The sequence below is a fragment of the Collinsella sp. AM18-10 genome (assembly GCF_003471585.1).
Classification (GTDB): domain Bacteria; phylum Actinomycetota; class Coriobacteriia; order Coriobacteriales; family Coriobacteriaceae; genus Collinsella.
Window position 1 is genome coordinate 58392 of sequence record NZ_QRJO01000008.1, and the last position, 17212, is coordinate 75603.

Sequence of the window (17212 nt, forward strand, 5' to 3'; positions counted from 1 at the left end):
TGGCTTGGGAGACATCGCGGTTTCCGAGCTTGTGTTGCGGCTTGATCCCGCGGCCGCCGAGGAGCGCTATTCTGTCTTTTGGTGTAACGTCGGTGATGCGGGCAAGCATGCCGTGGCAGACTTTATGGCCGATGTGTGCCAGACGGGCAAGGTTGTCGCGCTCACCCAGCTCGAGGACAACCGCATCTTTCTCATGGTCAAAGCGGGCGCGCGGACGGGCGACCTTAACGCCCCACTCGGCCATGAGCAAATGGTTCCGATTAAAACTTATTGGGATGAGCTGGACGATTATGTCGCGTTGCGCCTGCTGTTCAACTCGTGTTCGCAGTTTGAGGGGATTGAGGACGAGATCCCCAACGACGCGGGGCACCTGTATGTCATAAGCGCCAAGGGTGCTCGTCGTGATGCCGTCGAGGAAGCCGGAAGGGGTCCTGCCAAGATTGAAACGGTCGAGACCGTTATCAACGAGGATTGCACCTTCGAACTCAAGATTCGAACGTTTACCAAGCGCCGAGTGCTCATCGGTCGTGCGGCAGGCAACGAGTTAGAACTCAAGAAGATCAACAGCCAGGTGGGTTACAGGCTGTCGCCTGTGGCTACGGTGGTGCTGGCGCACGGACAAAGTGACGAGTACATCCTGCGCCGCGCCAAGGGCGATAAGCCGTCCAAACGTCGTGACCTTACGTTTTCTGCCCAGGCGGAAAAGGTTGCCTATACCAAGAAGGGCATCCTGTACCGAGAGCTGCAGATTCTTGAGCGCCGGTACAGCGATTTTGCCCGAGTGTCGCTCGGGGAGTATCCGCGCAAGAGCTTCTACGAGGTTCTGAAAAGCGACCGATATGCCCGCGTGGTTGCGGAGCGTTCGTTGGGGCAGCGGGCTGTGGTGTCGTTTGCGGGTGACGGGCTTGATGGGATGGCGCGCCAGTTGGTCGATCGGCTCAATGATTCTTCGTGGGGCGTACACGCGTCGTATGGCGGCAGGGCTGTTGATCCGCTGGCATGGAATATCGTCGTGGTGCCCAACGAGGTTGCCGAGGACGATGGCTATGCCCTGCATGCTGGCGTGGTTGAGCAGCATGTGACGCCGGATGTGTGCGAGCCGCTGGTCAAGGCGGCATCGAATGCAAAGGTGCGGGGCGCTCAGGAGGGAGTCCTGGGAGCCATGCTCAAAGAGCTGCTGGTAAAGCAGGACGTTGCCGACGGCCGTGTGAGGGCGTTTGGCCTTGGTTCTTTTGACATTGAGTCGGTGACGGTCTGCGGCGTGGTCAATGTCCCACGCAAGGAAGAAGGCAAGATTGAGCTCGATGAGCGCCTTGCAGCCCTAACGATTGATGCTGACGGGGGCATGGACTACGCCTCGCATTCCATCGAGGATGGTCCCGTGGACGAGATGGAGTTTGAGCTGTTGACGGCCGATGGCAAGCTCGACAAGGACGCCTATATCTTTGACGTGCGGGCGGGTGGGCAGTCTATGCTCGCGCGCGTGCGGGATACGGGCTTGACGACCTTCTCTAACAGCTTTGCGACCTTGGTGCGCGATTACCAGCTTGCGGGTAAGGCAGGTCGTAAGAAGGAGTTTTTCGAAAGCTACAACTCGCCCTATTACGGCATTGGAACGTTCGAACGTGCAGGGATGACCTGCTACTTTGTGGGCGTCAACAACGGCACCAAGGAGGACCTGGCGACGGCGATTCATGTGCGCTCGATTGAGGTGCTCGAAGGCGACGATCTGTTCGAGCTGCTGGTCCAGCTGGTGAATGTGGGACTATCGCGCCATGGGGCTCCCTCCAGGTGGCCGATTCCGGTGAAGTATCTCAACGAATATGCGGCGCGTGAGGGTGCGGCGGGAGAGTCTGGCATTTGTTTGTGAAAAACAGATTAGTTATATGTACTAGAAAACTAAAATTGTTCTTGCAACATGCAAGCGGAGCGCATATACTGCAGTCATAGCGTATGAGATGGGGTCTCGGAAAGAGACCAAGCACAGCAATTTGAGTTTATGTAGACGGGACTTGAGCATGAGCACCAGCAGTTTCTCCTTTAACAACGTCAATATCGATTTCATTAATCTCGAGACCATTTATGGCCGTACTGACCGTTCTCACACAGAGAACTGGCCTGTATGCCTAGGTGAAGAGGCGCCAAGTGGCGAAGAGCTTGAGTATTTGGATGAGATTGAGCGCGAGCGGAACTTTGAGTTTGGCTTTTGCGAATACCAGGTTCATCGCGATTCAAATCGCTCAATTTAATTACCCCGTTATCACCTCTTTTTAGCGGGGCAAGTTAGATCGACTATCTGTGTCAAACAACGGCTCACCGTGGGAAGGAATCGGCAATGAGCAAGAACATGAACAAGGACATGAACGGCAAGGCCTTGGGTAAGGCCAGGGCGGCTGGGCGCGTGGCGACAGTTGCTGCGGCGACGATTGTCATGACGGGCGGCTCGCTGCTGTCGCCCCTGGCCGCGGCGGCGCAGGGTGTGGATGGCATTGGCACTGCATGCGCAACGGCTGCGGTGATGTCGCCGCTGGCGAGCGCTGCATCCGCCGGCGCTGGTACGGGTGCTGTGTCTGCGGCTCAAAAGGTCGCCGATCTGCAGGCTGCAGTTGATGCGGCGCGCGCCAAGGCTGCTGCCGCCAAGGCCGATCTGGAAGCGGCTGCTGTTCCCTACGATGCCGCCGCCGTCAACCGGCAACAGGCGCAGGGCGCCTATGACGTGGCCCGCGGTGCGAGCGATAGTGCGGCTTCTGCTGCCTCGGCCGAGCTGGAAAAGCAGATGGGCGCTGCACAGGACAAGGCCGATTTGGATGTCAAGGCGCTCGAGGACGCTCAAGCTGCGCTTGATGCCGCCAAGAAGAACCTGGCAGACAAGGACGAAGCCCTGACTACCGCCCAGAAGGCATCCCGCGATGCTCAATCTGCGCTCGAAGCTGCACAGGCCGCTGCATCCGATGCCACACCCGAGGCCGTAGCCGCTGCCCAGGCTGCCGCAGAGCAGGCCGCGAGTGATTTGGAGCAGGCAAAGCAGCAGGTTGTTGATGCGCAGGCCAAGCTCTCGGATGCTCAGGCCGCTGCCGCTGCTGCCGCTTCCAAGCAGCAGGACGCGCAGGGCAAGCTTTCGGCAGCTCAACAGGCAAGGGCTGCGGCAGATGCGGACGTGGATGCTGCACAGGCGAGCTATGACGCAGCCAAGGCCGATCTGGACCGAGCCGAGCAGGGCGCTGCGGGCCCGGAGTACGAGGCCGCCAAGGCAAAGGTGGCCGCCGCGTCCGAGGAGCTGACGGCCGCCAAGACCACGCAGTCGCAGCGCGAGAGCGAGCTTGCTGCCGTCGAGCAAGAGGTGACCGCTGCCGAGGGCGAGGTACAGACTGCCCAGCAGGCAGTTGCCGATCAGCAGCAGGTTGCTGCCGAAGCCCAGTCCAAGCTGGATGCCGCTGTTGCCGCCAAGACGGCGGCCGATGCCGCTCTTGACCAGGCCAAGACTGATCATGCCAGTGCGCTCACGGAGCTGGCCGATGCCCAGGCCAAGCTTTCGGCGGCCAAGGACGAGAAAGACGCTGCCGACAAGGCGCTCGATCAGGCGAAGGCCCAAAAACAGCAGGCCGACCAGGCTGTGGCTCAGGCTCAGGCAAAGCTCGATGCCGCTCAGGCAACGGCGAACGCATCGGCAGAGAACTACCGCCAGGGTGCTATCGCGTTCTTTAAGAGCGTGGGTGCCGACGATGCGGCGGATATCATCCTCAACTGCAAACTCGCTAGCTATAACAAGGTGGGTGAGGAGGTCGACGCGACGAGCCTGGCCAACATGAAGCAGGCGGTTGTGTGGCTCAAAGCGTGCAACGAGTATCGCGCAAGCGTTGGCCTGGGCGAGCTCAAGGTGACGTATGCCATGATGGCGACTGCCATTGCGGATGCGAACTTCTCCGACACGAAGATCGATCACGCCAGGCAGTTCGAAGTGGGCGAAAACGTGGCATGGAACTACGGAAGCAATCCGTTTAAGCAGTGGGTCGATCAAGAGAAGGCCGTCTTTGACGCTGCTGCCGCCTCGCTGGGCGCGACGGGCCTTACGGGAAAGGCCGCTTACGATTTTTATACGGCGCATAGTTCCGAGATTGATACCTACGCCGTGAAGCATGGTGATTCGGTCGGCCATTACATCAACGTAATCGATCCCAGCTACACCGTGACGGGCATGGGCGTTTGCACGCGTGGAACGATCAACGGGTACAGCACGCAAGCGCAGACATTCGTATATTCTGGTCAATGGTACGAGCCGTACAACGTCAATCCGATGACGGTTGCTGAGTATGAGGCTGCGCTGAACGCGTGGTGCGACTCTCTGGCAAATCCCGAGCAGGGCGTTGACACGGCACGCAAGGAGCTTGCTACGGCGCAGGGCGTTGCTGACGATGCCGGCAACAAGGTGGACGCAGCATCGCAGACCGTTGCGGCAAAGCAAGCTCAGATTGAGCGCGCTGTCGCTGACGTTGATGTCGCGACTGCCAAGGTCTCGGAGGCTCAGGCTTCTGTGGAGCAAAAGCAGGCTGCAGCTGACGTCGCCGCGCGTGCTGTCAGCGATGCCCGCGCCGATTTGAGCGCTGCCAACGCCGCAGTTGCGGCGGCTCAGGACGCCGTGGCCGCCAAGTCTGGCGAGCTCGACATTGCCAAGGGCAAGGTGGCTGCTGCCAAGCGCGCACTGGATGCCGCTCGTGTCGGTGTCGGCGACAAGCAGGATGCACTTGCCGCGGCCCAGGATGAGCTGGCGGCGTATTCGGCCGATATCGCTGCTGCTCAGCGTGCGTTTGATGCGGCATCGTCTACGCTCGAAGACGCACGTGCCAATCAGCGTGAGGCGGAGGCTGAACTTGCTGTCGCCCAAGGCGATGCCGATCGGGCAGCCATCGATGCTGCTGGCGCTCAGGCGGAGCTCGATATGGCCCAGCAGGCTGCGAGCGATGCTGGCGCTGCCGCGACAACGGCTCAGGCAAAGTCTGATGCAGCTGCCGCGCGTGCCTCCCAGCTTAAGAATGCCGCTGCAGCACTTTCCAGGGCTACTGAGGACAAGCTCGCTGCCGATGCTGCGCTTGATGCTGCGGAGATGGCCGTGAGCGATGCCGAGTACGACTTGGTGGAGGCTGACGATGCCGTGACCGCGGCCGCCGCCGCCCGCGATGCCTCTGCCGCCGCGGTCACCCGCCTGCGCAGGATCAATCTTGCCGAAGCCATCGCCAACGGCAGCGCTGACGATGTGGACGAGGCGCTCAACGCCAAGATCGCTGCAGCTCACAATGCCGCCGAGCGCGCCGCGACCGCCAAGGCCGAACTCGATGCCGCCGTGGCTGCGACGGATGCCGTGGCGCCGGCATACTTGGAGGCGCTCGCCAACTACACCGCCGCCAAGGTCGAGCTCGACCAGGCTATTGCCGAGCTTAACGCCGAGATCGCTCGCCAAGAGGCCGCCGACCGCGGAAACGGCGAGCAGACCCAGCCCGTCACGCAAGTGACGTACCAGGCCAAGCATGCGGAGGCAAAGACCGAGGCCACGACTTGGCAGACGGCGATGCCCGCCACGGGCGATGCGTCCGAGCTGCTGGGTGAGACCTTCGTGATCGGCGGCACGGTCCTGGTGGCCGTCGGCGTATTCCTGTCCGATAAGCGCCGCCAGCTGATCCGTTAGGGACAGGGAAGCGCGCTGTTTTTGGCGCGCACCGCAGGGGCATGGGCTCTGCGGCGCGCGCCGCCTTTTTCTTCAAGATTGATTAAGGAGGGATATATGCAAATTAGAGGAGAGGCCGCGATCGCCTGCGGATTCATGGCGGGCCTGGCAACGGGGTTGCTGTTCGATGGATGTTTCGACAGCTATATCAATCGATTCTGCGATTTTGGTTTTTCGAGAGGCAAGCCTTGGAAAACAGCGCCAGCTCGTCAAGAGGTGGCCGCGCCCATCGAGCCCCGCAGTGTGGATACCTCAAAAACCAAGGTAATCGTCACTAAGAACGGCAAGATTTACCACCGTTCTACGGGGTGCAAAAGCCTTCCTCAAAACGCCATTAAAACAAGCATACCATTAGCGGCTGCACTCAAGCGAGGCAAGACGCCCTGCCCAACATGCTGCCCGCCAACAGCTTAGACGATTCCCAAGATACGCTCCGCAACGCCATAGGTTTCAGCGAACGCACGGACCCTTGCTTTCTCTTTTTTGGATAGCGAGCTGAATACTACATTGAGCTTTTCCTTGTTTAGCAGTGGGAGCATGCTTTCCACGGCACGGGCGTCCTTTTCGGCCTTTTTACCCCGTTCGCCATTGATTATCATCTTATGAATCGCATAGGCCTCAGGGGCTGGAACGGTTACAACGTGACCCAAGCAGCGAACGCCGATGGTATTTTTCAGAATGACGTCCATATGCCATAACGCCTGGGCCGTCACCCCGATGTTCGTCTTGAGGGCAGGTTCTTTTCCGGCTCCCATTTTTCTGATGAGAAATTCAACTTCAAGGCCGGTGATATCTAGCAACTTTGTTGTTCCGGTCATGCGGTCGGATTCGACAAAGAAACCTCGTTCTTTTGCGAGGGCGGTCAGGCGCGCCGCGGGGCTGGGGCGTCGTAGGTTTCGAACAAGAAAGTCGACATCCATTGTTTTGATATTTGGGCAAAAACCTGGAAGAACCTCGGCCTCTCTGTAGGCAAATTCCGCCCAGGACCCGATGAGGATAACGTGGTCGATGCACCCTGCTTCCTCGACTAGATCGAGTACTTTTAAAAAAGCTTGTTGCTGCTCAGTCAACATTTGGCACCCTCCCCAACGCACGTATGATTTGCTTTTGAGATTGCTTCTGTTCCTTGATGGCGGCCGCAAGAGCCCTTCGACGATCGATTTTGGCTCGCAGCTCATCAACCTCTGCGGCAGGGACATAGTCACTTTTGACCTTGTCGCCGAGTCGATAGTTGAGATAGCAGTATTCGTGGCCCTTTATGTTTCGCATACGGATGCTGCCCTTTGGAAGGAGACCCATTTCCTGCTCCATGAGACCCAAGAGGCGCCTCGAGCGTGCGTATTCCTCTTCCAGGACATCTTCTAAGACGGACACGGCTCCTCCCCTCTGAGTAGTTACCCAACATAATATCAAAATCTTTATAATGTAGGGTAACTCGGCGGTGTCCGCACGTGTCCGCACGACATGTGACACTTAACCTGCCGTCCATCCTGTCTCGACGGCGTGAATCTGAACAACGATCCTCTAAGGAGCTCGAAATCGATGAGTGACAACACCAAGCATCTCGCAAAGAAATGCGTTAAGGACGCGGGGCCGTGTCTCGCGCTATGCTTCGCCGGCGCTGCGGTCGCGCTACTGGCTGTTTTGGGGCCGTTCGACGTGCTTCGAAGTGCTAGCTCTCTGCACGTTTGCATGGCTCTTGCCGGCGCCATGATGACCGGCGGCGTGCTCGATCTAGTTTTTTGGGTGTTTGACCCGTTTGGATGGAAGAACGAGGGGTAAGCCCTAAGGGATACAGATGCCGGCCCGGCCTGCAATTTCTTCCATTGATTTGTCCAGAGTCGCACAGCACGGAGGTGTTGCTTAATGTCCATTTTCGTTACCGGAGACGTTCACGGTGTTGCCGAGTACGGGGCGAGCCGCTTCTCGTCGCGCGTTTGGCCATTGGGCCGTACGCTGACGCGCGATGACGTGGTGATCGTTGCCGGCGACTTTGGCTTTATATGGAGCGGCTCGAACACCGACAAATACTGGCTCGACTGGTTTGAGTCCAAGCCCTGGACCACGTGTTTTGTCGACGGCAATCACGAGAACCATCATCTGCTGGCGGGGCTGCCAATGCGTGAGTGGAACGGGGGCCTCGTTCACGAGGTTCGCCCGCACGTGCTGCACCTGATGCGCGGCGAGGTGTTCGACATCACGGGGACCACGGTGCTCGCCATGGGTGGCGCCGCGAGCCATGACAAACAGTGGCGTCAGGAGGGAAAGACGTGGTGGCCCGAGGAGATGCCGAGTGAGCGCGAGATCAAACACTGTCGCGCCTCGCTCGATCGCGTGGGCTGGAAGGTCGACTATGTTGTGACGCACGAGGCACCGGTCGATTTGGCGGACGAGCTGTGCATGGAGTGCAATCGCGAGTTCCACGACGATTCGCTGCGGGCCTTTTTGGGCGAGCTCGACGGGCGGCTTGACTACCGCACCTGGTTCTTTGGCCATTACCATGACGATGAATGGCGCGACGACAAGCATCGCCTGATCTACCAAGATATCGTGCCGATCGAGGCGCGATGCACCGATGAGTAGGGTGAGACGGCGAGTGACTATTATGAGCAAGACCTTAGGAGGTCCCCATGATCTGGTTTACCAGCGATACGCACTTTGGACACGAGAACATGCTACGGCTCGCCGACAGGCCTTGGTCGACTGTCGCGCAGATGAACGACGCCATGGTCGCCAGCATTAATAACAAGGTCGCTGTGGACGATGAGCTCTACATTCTGGGCGACTTCAGCTTTAAGATGACGGTCCAAGAGGCCCACGAACTGCGCAAAAGCATCGCATGCAGGCGCGTCCATCTGCTGCCCGGCAACCACGACAAAGACTGGACGCAGCCTGCAGTGGCGGACGCTTTTATCGTTGAGCCGCCCATTTGCGTGCTCAAGATCGACCGTCAAAAAATCGTACTAAGCCACTATCCCATGGTCGACTGGCAGGGTATGTCGCACGGCGGCTGGCATCTTCACGGGCATATCCACAGCTGCGGCGGCGCGTACAACACCTTCAACCTTCGGCAGGGGCTGCGGCGCTATGACGTGGGCGTGGACGCCAACGGCTACGCCCCGGTGAGCCTGGAGGAGCTCAAGTCTTGGTTTGCGCAGGTCGACGAGCCGGCGTGTTGCGTTAAATGGCCGTGGTGGGTCAACGCCACGGGCGATGAGCAGATTGAGCGCGATCTCGAAGCCTATAAGAGGGAAGTGGTGATCCGATGACGGTTTATGTGACGGGTGATGTCCACGGTGGCATCGACATGCAAAAGCTCCGCGATTGGGAGCTTGGGAATAGTCTGACGCGCGACGACTATCTGATTATCGCGGGCGACTTTGGCTTTCCGTGGGATTTCTCCGCCGAGGAATGTGCCGATATTGCCTGGTTGGAATCGCGCCCCTATACGGTGCTGTTTGTCGACGGCAACCACGAGCGTTTCGATCACTGGGCGGAGCGCCCCATGGAATTATGGCACGGTGGACTGACCCAGCGCTTATCGGATACCTCGCCCATACGGCGCCTGACGCGCGGCGAGGTCTTCGAGCTCGACGGCTCAACGATCTTTACCATGGGCGGCGCCACGAGCGTGGACAAGGAATACCGCATCCCGTATTCCAGTTGGTGGCCACAGGAGCTGCCGGGCGAGCGCAACTTTGAGGAAGCGCGTGCAAAGCTCGACAGCGTGGGCTGGAAGGTCGACTACGTGATCACCCACACCTGCTCCACGCGCATGCTTTCGCCCACGCTCTATCCGGCGCCCGGCTGGAATTGCCCCGCCGTCGATCGACTTACGGCATTTTTTGACGAGTTGGAAGACCGCTTGGACTACAAGCGCTGGTACTACGGGCATTTTCATCGGGATGCCAACCCGACCGAGCGCCATACCGTGCTCTACGACTGCATCGTTCGCCTGGGCGACGAACTCCAGCCTTGGGATGTTGCGTAGGGGTGGGGCGTATTTGGCTACTCGGCCGTTACAGCGATGTTCTCTCGGTGCGCGCGGATAACATCCCAGCTAAAGTGCTCGACCAGCCGCTCGGCAGAGCGCGGCGTGGTGTCCGGCGCGATGCCCGTTTGCCCGGCGAGCCAGCCCAGCAGCGCTTCGGGCGTGCCAAAGCGGGCGCGGAGTTCGCCCAGGTCCAGATCGCGGTCTCGTTTGGAAAGGCGGCGGCCGTCCGGTGCCATGAGCAGCGGAATATGTCCGTAGTGCGGCGTGGGCAGTCCCAACAGGTGCTGCAGATAGATCTGGCGCGGTGTGGACCCCAGCAGGTCGCATCCGCGCACGACCTCGGTGACGCCCATGGCAGCGTCGTCGACCACCACGGCTAGCTGATAGGCAAACACGCCGTCGCTGCGGCGCACCAAAAAGTCGCCGCACTCGGTGGCGAGTGCTTCGCATTGGGCGCCGTACGTGCGATCCACAAATTCGATCACGTCGTCTGCGAGGTCGTCGACGGTGGGCACGCGCAGACGTGTGGCCGGGGCGCGCAGGGCGCTGCGGCGGGCCACCTCCTCGGCCGAAAGACTTCGGCAGGCGCCACGGTAGATGGGCGTGCCGTCGCTCGCGTGCGGTGCACTCGCGGCGTGGAGCTCGGCGCGTGTGCAAAAGCAGGGATAGGTGAGGCCGGCGTCTTTCAGCCGGCGCAAGGCGCTCTCGTACAGGTCTAGGCGGTCGTGCTGGTAGTAGGGGCCTTCGTCCCACTCCAGCCCCAGCCAGGCCAGGTCGTCAATCAATTGGGCGGCAAGTTCCGGGCGCTTGCAGCGATCGTCCAGGTCCTCAATGCGTAACACGATGCTGCCGCCCTGGCTGCGGGCCGAAAGCCATGCGCACAGGCAGCTGAACACGTTGCCCAGGTGCATACGGCCCGAGGGCGACGGGGCGAAGCGCCCCACGACGGGCGCGGGAGCGGCCGGCGTCGTTGGCGCGTCGGCGGCGGTTGTTGCTATGTTGCGTGCGTTGATGTCCATGCGGACGAGTATAGCGCGGGGCGCGGTGGGGGAGACGCTGCCGTGGCCTGCAAGTTGCTGAGGCCACACGTTGCGCGTGCCGGACCACCGGCTCGGCGCCTTAATCGTCGTCAATCAATCTAGCCTTCAAACGACAGAAACCCCGGCAGCTCTTCGCAACTGCCGGGGTTTCCGCGGAAAAGGGGGACATGATCCTCAAGCGGACGGCAAAGGGGCAAACCGTTTTCGCTCAACTGCTTTATGCCCCTCAACTGGCGGCTCAATCAGCGCATGCCGCGCCCACACAAAGCCGCTACACCTGTGATGGAGCTATGAAGTGGTATCTATTGCCGGAGCGGGCTATGCCAAGGAGTGTCCCAGATTGCCGGCAGATAAGGAACGTCCCCAGGTGCCGGCGGCGGGCGTGACTTTTGTCCCGTTTTGACGCTCCGCTGACCTAGATGTTCGTCACATGAACTCGCAAACGTGGGACAATGACGCTACTGGTACCACAGACAAAGGATGTGCCTATGAACGCCCCCGTTGCCCAGCCCTGTCGGCAGCGCCGCCTGTTTGCGCGGTTCGCTTCCGTCTGCGCACTCGTCGCGCTTGCGTTGTTGCTGCTGCCTGCCGTCGCGCACGCCGACGGCTACTCCATGAGCCAAACCTATATCGGTACCACGGTTGAGGCCGATGGCTCGCTGACCGTTGTCGAGGGACGCCAGTTCGATTTCGACGACGACATTAACGGCGTGTATTGGGATATCAATACAGGCTCTAACCAGCAAGGCGGCTCGGTGGTCGTCAATGTGCTGAGCGTCGAGGAAGACGACACTGCGTTTAACAAGGTCGACAGCGCAAATAAAGGCGACGACGGCGTTTACACGGTGGAACAGTCCGACGACGGCGTAAGGATTAAGGTGTTCAGCCCTCACGAGAGCGGCGACAGTGCAATCTACTACGTGAGTTATTCCATGACCGGTGCGGTCATGAACTGGGCCGATACCGCCGAGCTTTACTGGAAATTCGTCGGCGACGGCTGGTCGGCGGATTCCGATGACGTCGAGATGGAAGTTCACTTCGCAAATGCCGCTGCAGGGACGGCGGCCGTCAAGGGCGACAACTTCCGCGCATGGGGCCACGGTCCGCTGACGGGCGACGTGTCGCTCGATGAGGACGAGCCCATGGTCACCTATACCATTCCCTGCGTGCATCAGGGCGAATTCGCCGAGGCGCGCATCGCTTTCCCCAGCGATTGGGTGCCGCAGCTTGCCGCCTCGGGCGAAGAGCACATGTCAACGATCCTGAGCGAAGAGAAGGAATGGGCCGACGAGGCCAACGCCCGCCGTGAGCACGCGCGTGCGGTTGCCAGCGCGATTGCCGTGGTGTGTGTTGTTGTGGCGGTTGCCTATACCGGCGCGATCGTGATGCTCAAGCTGCGCAGGCCCAAGCCCAAGCCGCTCTTCCAGGACGAGTACTTCCGCGATGTGCCCTCTGCCGACCATCCCGCGGTGCTTGCAGCTCTTATGAGCTGGAACGACGTGCCCGATCAGGCATATATCGCCACGCTTATGAAGCTCACCGACGACCGCGTGATCAAGCTGGAAGAAGCGACCGAGACCAAGAAGAAGGGTCTGCTCCGTCGCGAAAAAGAGGAGCAGACGTATCGCATCACAGTGACCGACGAGGCCTGGAAGGCTGCCAAGAAGGACGGCATCGATCGCGACGTGCTCAAGGTCTTCTTTGCTGGCGTTAAGCCCGATAAGGACGGAGTCCGTTCGCGCACGTTTAGCGAGCTGGAGGAGTACGCTAGCGAGCGCACCACATCTGTTGGCGACAAGCTCGAGGACTATCAGAGCACAGTTAAGGGCAAGCTGGAGGCGCGCGAGCTTATTGCATCGGATGGCACTATCGCGATGGTGGCCGGCCTGGTTCTCGGCATCATCATTGTCTTTGGCATTCTGGGCTCTCTGTTCTATACCGACTTTGCGGACGCCAACGTCGGTGCCGCTATGATCTCGATCCCCGTTACGATCGTAGGCTTTGTCCTGAGCTGCACCTTCCGCCGTTACACGCCGGAGGGCGCCGAGGTGGCGGCTCGCTGCAAGGCGCTCAAGCATTGGCTTGAGGACTTTACGCGCCTGAAGGAGGCCATTCCCAGCGACCTGATCTTGTGGAACAAACTGCTGGTGATGGGCGTTGCCCTGGGCGTTTCGAAAGAAGTGCTGCGACAGCTGGCCGAGGCCGTGCCTGCGGACCTGCGCAACAGCGACGATTTCTACGACAACTACCCCTGCTACTGGTGGTATTACCATCACTACGGCAACGAGTCCCCGCTCGATTCGTTCAACGATGTGTACCACGAGACCATCCGCGAGCTGGCTTCGAGTTCCGATAGCTCGAGCGGCGGCAGCGGCGGCGGCTTTTCCGGTGGCGGCGGTGGCGGCGTCGGCGGAGGCGGCGGCGGAACGTTCTAGCGAGCGCTTGCTTTGGGGTGGATCTTTCTGGGCGGTTGCCAGGGAAGATTCATCCCATTTTTGTGCATCGAAACGGGCCAAACTTTCCGCTGAGGACCTTCGCGCTAGGGGCAGTGGACAAAAAATACCAAATATGAGTACTGTTGCTGCGATGGTCGCATATGTTTGCACATAATAATGGGCTTCTAATGAGAGTATTTCTCGTTAGGAGCCCATTTTATTGAACATTTGGGGAGCTACGTCAACACGTGCAGCTGGTCGTCATGCCTACAAGCCTCAAAAATGCCCCAAATCGCTGCTACTAAAAAGGTAACAGTACTCATATTTGATGTTTTTTGACCACAGCCATTTGCAGGCCCTCTAGGCTACTCATTGGGGGCAGACTTAAATGACCAGTCGTTGGGGATCAGTCATTGGGGACGTTCTTAAATGACTAGGTGTGGCTGCTTGGGCTAGGCTGTTAGATCGAGTTCGTAGAGGAAGCTTTCACGCGGCATGTCGTGACGACGCTCTTCGCGGTTGGCGCGGTGCGTGGCCGTGCGCTTAAAGCCGTGCAGCTCGTAGAACTTCCACGAGCAGTTGGAGTCGGTGTACAGGTGCGCCCTTGTCGCCCCGCGCGAGGAAAGGTACGAGACAGCGGCATCGAGCAACACCGAGCCAACGCCCAGGCCATGGACATCGGGATCGACGGCGAGCAGCGTGACTTCGTTGTCGTGCGGCAATGGGCTGCTCTCGAGCAGGCGGTTGTTGGTTCGGATGGTTGCGCGCACAAACGAGAGATACTCGGCGCAGGCATCGGGCTCCAGTTCGCGCATCTGCGAAAGCAGCGCGCGTTCGGTATCCATCCAATGCTCGTTGATAGTGACGCCGGGGCTCTGTCCTGCGCGTGCAAGCGCAATGCCGCGCGCCTCGCCGTCAATTACCGCAACCTGCGAAAACGTCGAGGACGAAAGGCAATAGGCGAGGTCGCATGCGGCCTCGAGGCGGTTGTACTCATCGTTATCCGAATTGTTATGCCAAAGCTGCTGCAGAATCAGCGCGATGGCGTCGAAGTCTTCGGTGTCAAACGGTCGGTAGAGAACCCGCGAGACCATGGTGCCTCTTTCTTTCGCGGATGCATATCGAGCACAGTTCTACCACGCCATTGGCATCAAATTATGGTGCCCCTGTGTTCCATGAACTCACCGTGCCCGGTGTCGTGCCCATCCCCTCCGCGTGCAAACTTTTTCTGCACATGCGCCCGTTGCGGGGTGCATCGATTCGCTCGATGCGCTACATTAAATCAGTATTTTCAATGCCGCTGCGCGAGCGCTGCAGATCGACGTATCACCGACTCACAGAGCACGGCGGCGTACCAGACAGGAGGACTGCATGGGATCTGATGTGAAGATCGCACGCGCGTTGATCTCGGTTACCGATAAGACGGGCGTCGTCGATTTCGCACGGACGCTGGTCGATGACTTTGGCGTCGAGATCATCTCTACGGGCGGTACGGCTCGTGCTATCGAGGACGCGGGCGTTCCCGTAACCCCCATCGAGGAGTTCACGGGCTATCCCGAGATGATGGACGGCCGCGTTAAGACCCTGCACCCCAAGGTTCACGGCGCGCTGCTGGCCCGCCGCGATTCCGAGCAGCACATGCAGGAGGCGGCTCAGCACGGCATTAAGCTGATCGATCTGGTCGTCGTCAACCTGTACGAGTTCGAGAAGACCGTCGCCAACCCCGAGGTCACCTTCGCGGATGCCATCGAGCACATCGACATCGGCGGTCCCTCCATGCTGCGCTCTGCTGCCAAGAACGCCGCGAGCGTTACCGTCATCTCCGACCCGGCCGACTATGATGCCGTCCTGGCCGAGATGCGCGAGACCGGTGGCTGCACCACGCTTTCCACCCGTCGTCGCCTGCAGGTGAAGGTCTACCAGACCACCGCCGCCTACGACACGGCTATCTCCCGTTGGCTTGCCGCCCAGGCAAGCGACGTGGCGGACACCTCTGCCAAGCTCGAGATTTCGCTGGAGAAGGTCGACGACCTGCGCTATGGTGAGAATCCTCAGCAAAAGGCTACGGTCTACCGCTTTGCCGAGGGCTGCGAGAACACCGCGAGCTCTCAGTTCCCGCTTGTGGGCTCCGAGCAGATCCAGGGCAAGCCGCTCAGCTACAACAACTATCTGGACGCCGATGCCGCCTGGAACCTGGTCCGCGAGTTCGACGAGCCGGCCTGCGTGATCCTCAAGCATCAGAACCCCTGCGGTTCCGCCGTTGCCGAGGATATCACGGCCGCCTACGACCGCGCTTTCGCCTGCGATCCCAAGAGCGCCTTCGGCGGCATCATCGCCTGCAACCGCGAGGTTCCCTTTGAGCTGGTTGAGCACTTCGCCGACCAGAACAAGCAGTTCGTCGAGGTCATCATCGCCCCGAGCTACACCGATGAGGCGCTCGAGCGCATGGCCAAGCGCCCCAACCTGCGCGTGCTGGCTACCGGCGGCGTGGACCACGGTGCCCAGGTGGAGCTGCGCTCCATCGACGGCGGCATGCTGGTGCAGGAGGTCGACCACGTGACCGAGGATCCCGCGACCTTTACGTTCCCCACCGACCGCAAGCCCACCGACGCTGAGATGGCCGAGCTCGAGTTTGCCTGGAAGGTCTGCAAGGGCGTTAAGTCCAACGCCATTCTGGTCTCCAAGGGCAAGGCCGGCATTGGCATGGGCCCGGGTCAGCCCAACCGCGTTGACTCCGCACTGCTTGCCTGCGAACGCGCCGAGGACTTTTGCGAGCGCGAAGGCGTGGAGAAGGGCGGCTTTGCCTGCGCAAGTGACGCGTTCTTCCCGTTCCGCGACAACGTCGACGTGCTTGCCGCACACGGCGTGACCTGCATCATCCAGCCCGGCGGCTCCAAACGCGACGACGAGAGCATCCAGGCCTGCAACGAGCATGGTATTGCGATGGTTTTCACGGGTGCCCGCCACTTCCGCCATTAAGTAGGGAGGTGGCGCTGCGGCTTGCCCAACCACCGCACCTTGCCGCTCATTCGTCGCTCGCGTACCCAAGTACGCGTCGCTCCTCTTTCACGGCAATCTGCGGCACCTGGGCAACCCTCGCCGACCTGTTAGGTTGACTGGGGAGGATGGGATGTTATCTCGTCCCTTGGACCGCCTCGCTTCTAAAATAATCTCTGCAAAAGACGGTCGCTCCGTTTGGAGGGCCGTCTTTTTGGTATAAGAGGACGGAATGACTAACACGAAAGGTACAACCATGCCCCAGATTGATGATGCCGAGTTGTTTGGCAATGCCGAGGATCAGCGTGCGTACGAGGACTTTTGCGCCAATCAGGAGGCGGTCGAGAAGTTTACGCTCGACAAGCCCGCGCTTATCTGCCGTTGGCGCATGTCCAACAAAAAGGTGCCCATGCTCAACCGTCACATTCGCGCGCTGTCCGAGCGCTTGGTGCAGGGCGAGCCGCTTACCCATAACATGCTCAGCTGGGCCAAGCAGCACGTTGAGTGGTCGCTAGCCGAGGGCGACTATACCGCGCACGACGGTGTGCTCATGCTGGTGATCGACATCAACGGCAACGCCGCCATGACAGTGGGGGAGTACGAGCCGCTCGCCGATACGTCAGCCAAGGCGCTGCGTGCCCGCTCTGCCGAGGCCCGTTCCGAGGCCGACGAAACCGGCGTGGCGCCCGAGCTGCTTGCTGCCGTCAACGACGGCGAGCTGGCCTTTGTGGCGCCGGCGGACGAGTGCCTGTGCGGCACGGCGACGCTCATCGAACAGCTGGCCCAGACCAAGGACATCCCGGTCACGCGCGTAGACATCCCCGCTCAGCTCAAGGGCGCGCTGTTCCTGGTGAGCGACGAGCACGGCGTGGTCCCCGCCGACGATACCGATGCCGCCGAGGCGGACGCCGCCACGGTCGCCTTCTTCGCCGACGGCTACGAAAAGCTTCGCGCCCGCCGCTAAATGATTTTTCTGGGACGGGGATTATTTAAGGCTCTGTTAGACCAGGATTGACATACATGTGTC

At 60.2% G+C, this 17212-nt stretch carries 15 protein-coding genes; 11 read left to right on the top strand and 4 right to left on the bottom strand.

From position 1 onward, the window contains the following. Positions 1–4: 4 nt before the first annotated feature. From DW211_RS06520 to DW211_RS06535, 4 genes are all read left to right on the top strand, one after another. Positions 5–1870: a hypothetical protein gene (locus DW211_RS06520; RefSeq protein ID WP_118259929.1), complete on the top strand. Its 1866-nt coding sequence runs from the start codon at positions 5–7 to the stop codon at positions 1868–1870. 148 nt (positions 1871–2018) lie between these two features. Beyond that, positions 2019–2249, top strand: a complete 231-nt coding sequence (locus DW211_RS06525) for a hypothetical protein (protein ID WP_118259931.1) — start codon at positions 2019–2021, stop codon at positions 2247–2249. Positions 2250–2335: 86 nt separating this feature from the next. Next, positions 2336–5680, top strand: a complete 3345-nt coding sequence (locus DW211_RS06530) for a CAP domain-containing protein (protein ID WP_118259932.1) — start codon at positions 2336–2338, stop codon at positions 5678–5680. A gap of 96 nt (positions 5681–5776) precedes the next feature. Further along, positions 5777–6133, top strand: a complete 357-nt coding sequence (locus DW211_RS06535; protein ID WP_118259934.1) for a hypothetical protein — start codon at positions 5777–5779, stop codon at positions 6131–6133. Here DW211_RS06535 and DW211_RS06540 read toward each other — a convergent pair. Both DW211_RS06540 and DW211_RS06545 read right to left on the bottom strand, forming a co-directional pair. Next, positions 6130–6792 carry a GSU2403 family nucleotidyltransferase fold protein gene (locus DW211_RS06540; RefSeq protein ID WP_233540963.1) on the bottom strand — a complete coding sequence of 221 codons (663 nt, stop codon included), beginning with the start codon at positions 6790–6792 and terminating at the stop codon, positions 6130–6132. The genes DW211_RS06535 and DW211_RS06540 overlap by 4 nt on opposite strands. Further along, a complete protein-coding gene (locus tag DW211_RS06545; RefSeq protein WP_118259935.1) occupies positions 6782–7093 on the bottom strand; it encodes a hypothetical protein in 312 nt (103 codons plus the stop codon). Before DW211_RS06545 ends, DW211_RS06540 begins: the two co-directional genes overlap by 11 nt. A 168-nt stretch (positions 7094–7261) precedes the next feature. On the opposite strand from DW211_RS06545, the gene DW211_RS06550 reads away from it, so the two are divergent. The 4 genes from DW211_RS06550 to DW211_RS06565 all read left to right on the top strand — a co-directional run bounded on the left by DW211_RS06550 (position 7262) and on the right by DW211_RS06565 (position 9710). Then, positions 7262–7501, top strand: a complete 240-nt coding sequence (locus DW211_RS06550) for a hypothetical protein (protein ID WP_118259937.1) — start codon at positions 7262–7264, stop codon at positions 7499–7501. A gap of 84 nt (positions 7502–7585) precedes the next feature. Next, on the top strand, positions 7586–8302 hold the full coding sequence (locus DW211_RS06555; protein ID WP_118259938.1) for a metallophosphoesterase: 717 nt from the start codon (positions 7586–7588) through the stop codon (positions 8300–8302). Between the two features lie 47 nt (positions 8303–8349). Next, positions 8350–8988, top strand: coding sequence for a metallophosphoesterase (locus tag DW211_RS06560; RefSeq protein ID WP_118259940.1), 639 nt, complete (start codon positions 8350–8352; stop codon positions 8986–8988). Then, positions 8985–9710 carry a metallophosphoesterase gene (locus DW211_RS06565; RefSeq protein WP_118259942.1) on the top strand — a complete coding sequence of 242 codons (726 nt, stop codon included), beginning with the start codon at positions 8985–8987 and terminating at the stop codon, positions 9708–9710. Before DW211_RS06560 ends, DW211_RS06565 begins: the two co-directional genes overlap by 4 nt. A gap of 17 nt (positions 9711–9727) precedes the next feature. Here the strand turns inward: DW211_RS06565 and gluQRS are convergent, their stop codons facing one another. Further along, positions 9728–10846, bottom strand: coding sequence for a tRNA glutamyl-Q(34) synthetase GluQRS (gluQRS, locus tag DW211_RS06570; protein ID WP_255413393.1), 1119 nt, complete (start codon positions 10844–10846; stop codon positions 9728–9730). A 395-nt stretch (positions 10847–11241) separates the two neighbouring features. On the opposite strand from gluQRS, the gene DW211_RS10140 reads away from it, so the two are divergent. Beyond that, on the top strand, positions 11242–13188 hold the full coding sequence (locus DW211_RS10140) for a DUF2207 domain-containing protein (protein ID WP_158568504.1): 1947 nt from the start codon (positions 11242–11244) through the stop codon (positions 13186–13188). Positions 13189–13640: 452 nt separating this feature from the next. On the opposite strand, the gene DW211_RS06580 is transcribed toward DW211_RS10140, so the two are convergent. Next, a complete protein-coding gene (locus tag DW211_RS06580; protein ID WP_118206253.1) occupies positions 13641–14282 on the bottom strand; it encodes a GNAT family N-acetyltransferase in 642 nt (213 codons plus the stop codon). 277 nt (positions 14283–14559) lie between these two features. Between DW211_RS06580 and purH the strand changes: the two genes are divergently transcribed. Both purH and DW211_RS06590 read left to right on the top strand, forming a co-directional pair. Beyond that, positions 14560–16167 carry a bifunctional phosphoribosylaminoimidazolecarboxamide formyltransferase/IMP cyclohydrolase gene (gene purH, locus DW211_RS06585; RefSeq protein WP_117648340.1) on the top strand — a complete coding sequence of 536 codons (1608 nt, stop codon included), beginning with the start codon at positions 14560–14562 and terminating at the stop codon, positions 16165–16167. A gap of 274 nt (positions 16168–16441) precedes the next feature. Then, the gene (locus DW211_RS06590; protein WP_233540964.1) at positions 16442–17149 is read left to right on the top strand and encodes a hypothetical protein; all 708 of its coding nucleotides are present in this window, start codon (positions 16442–16444) and stop codon (positions 17147–17149) included. Positions 17150–17212 lie beyond the last annotated feature (63 nt).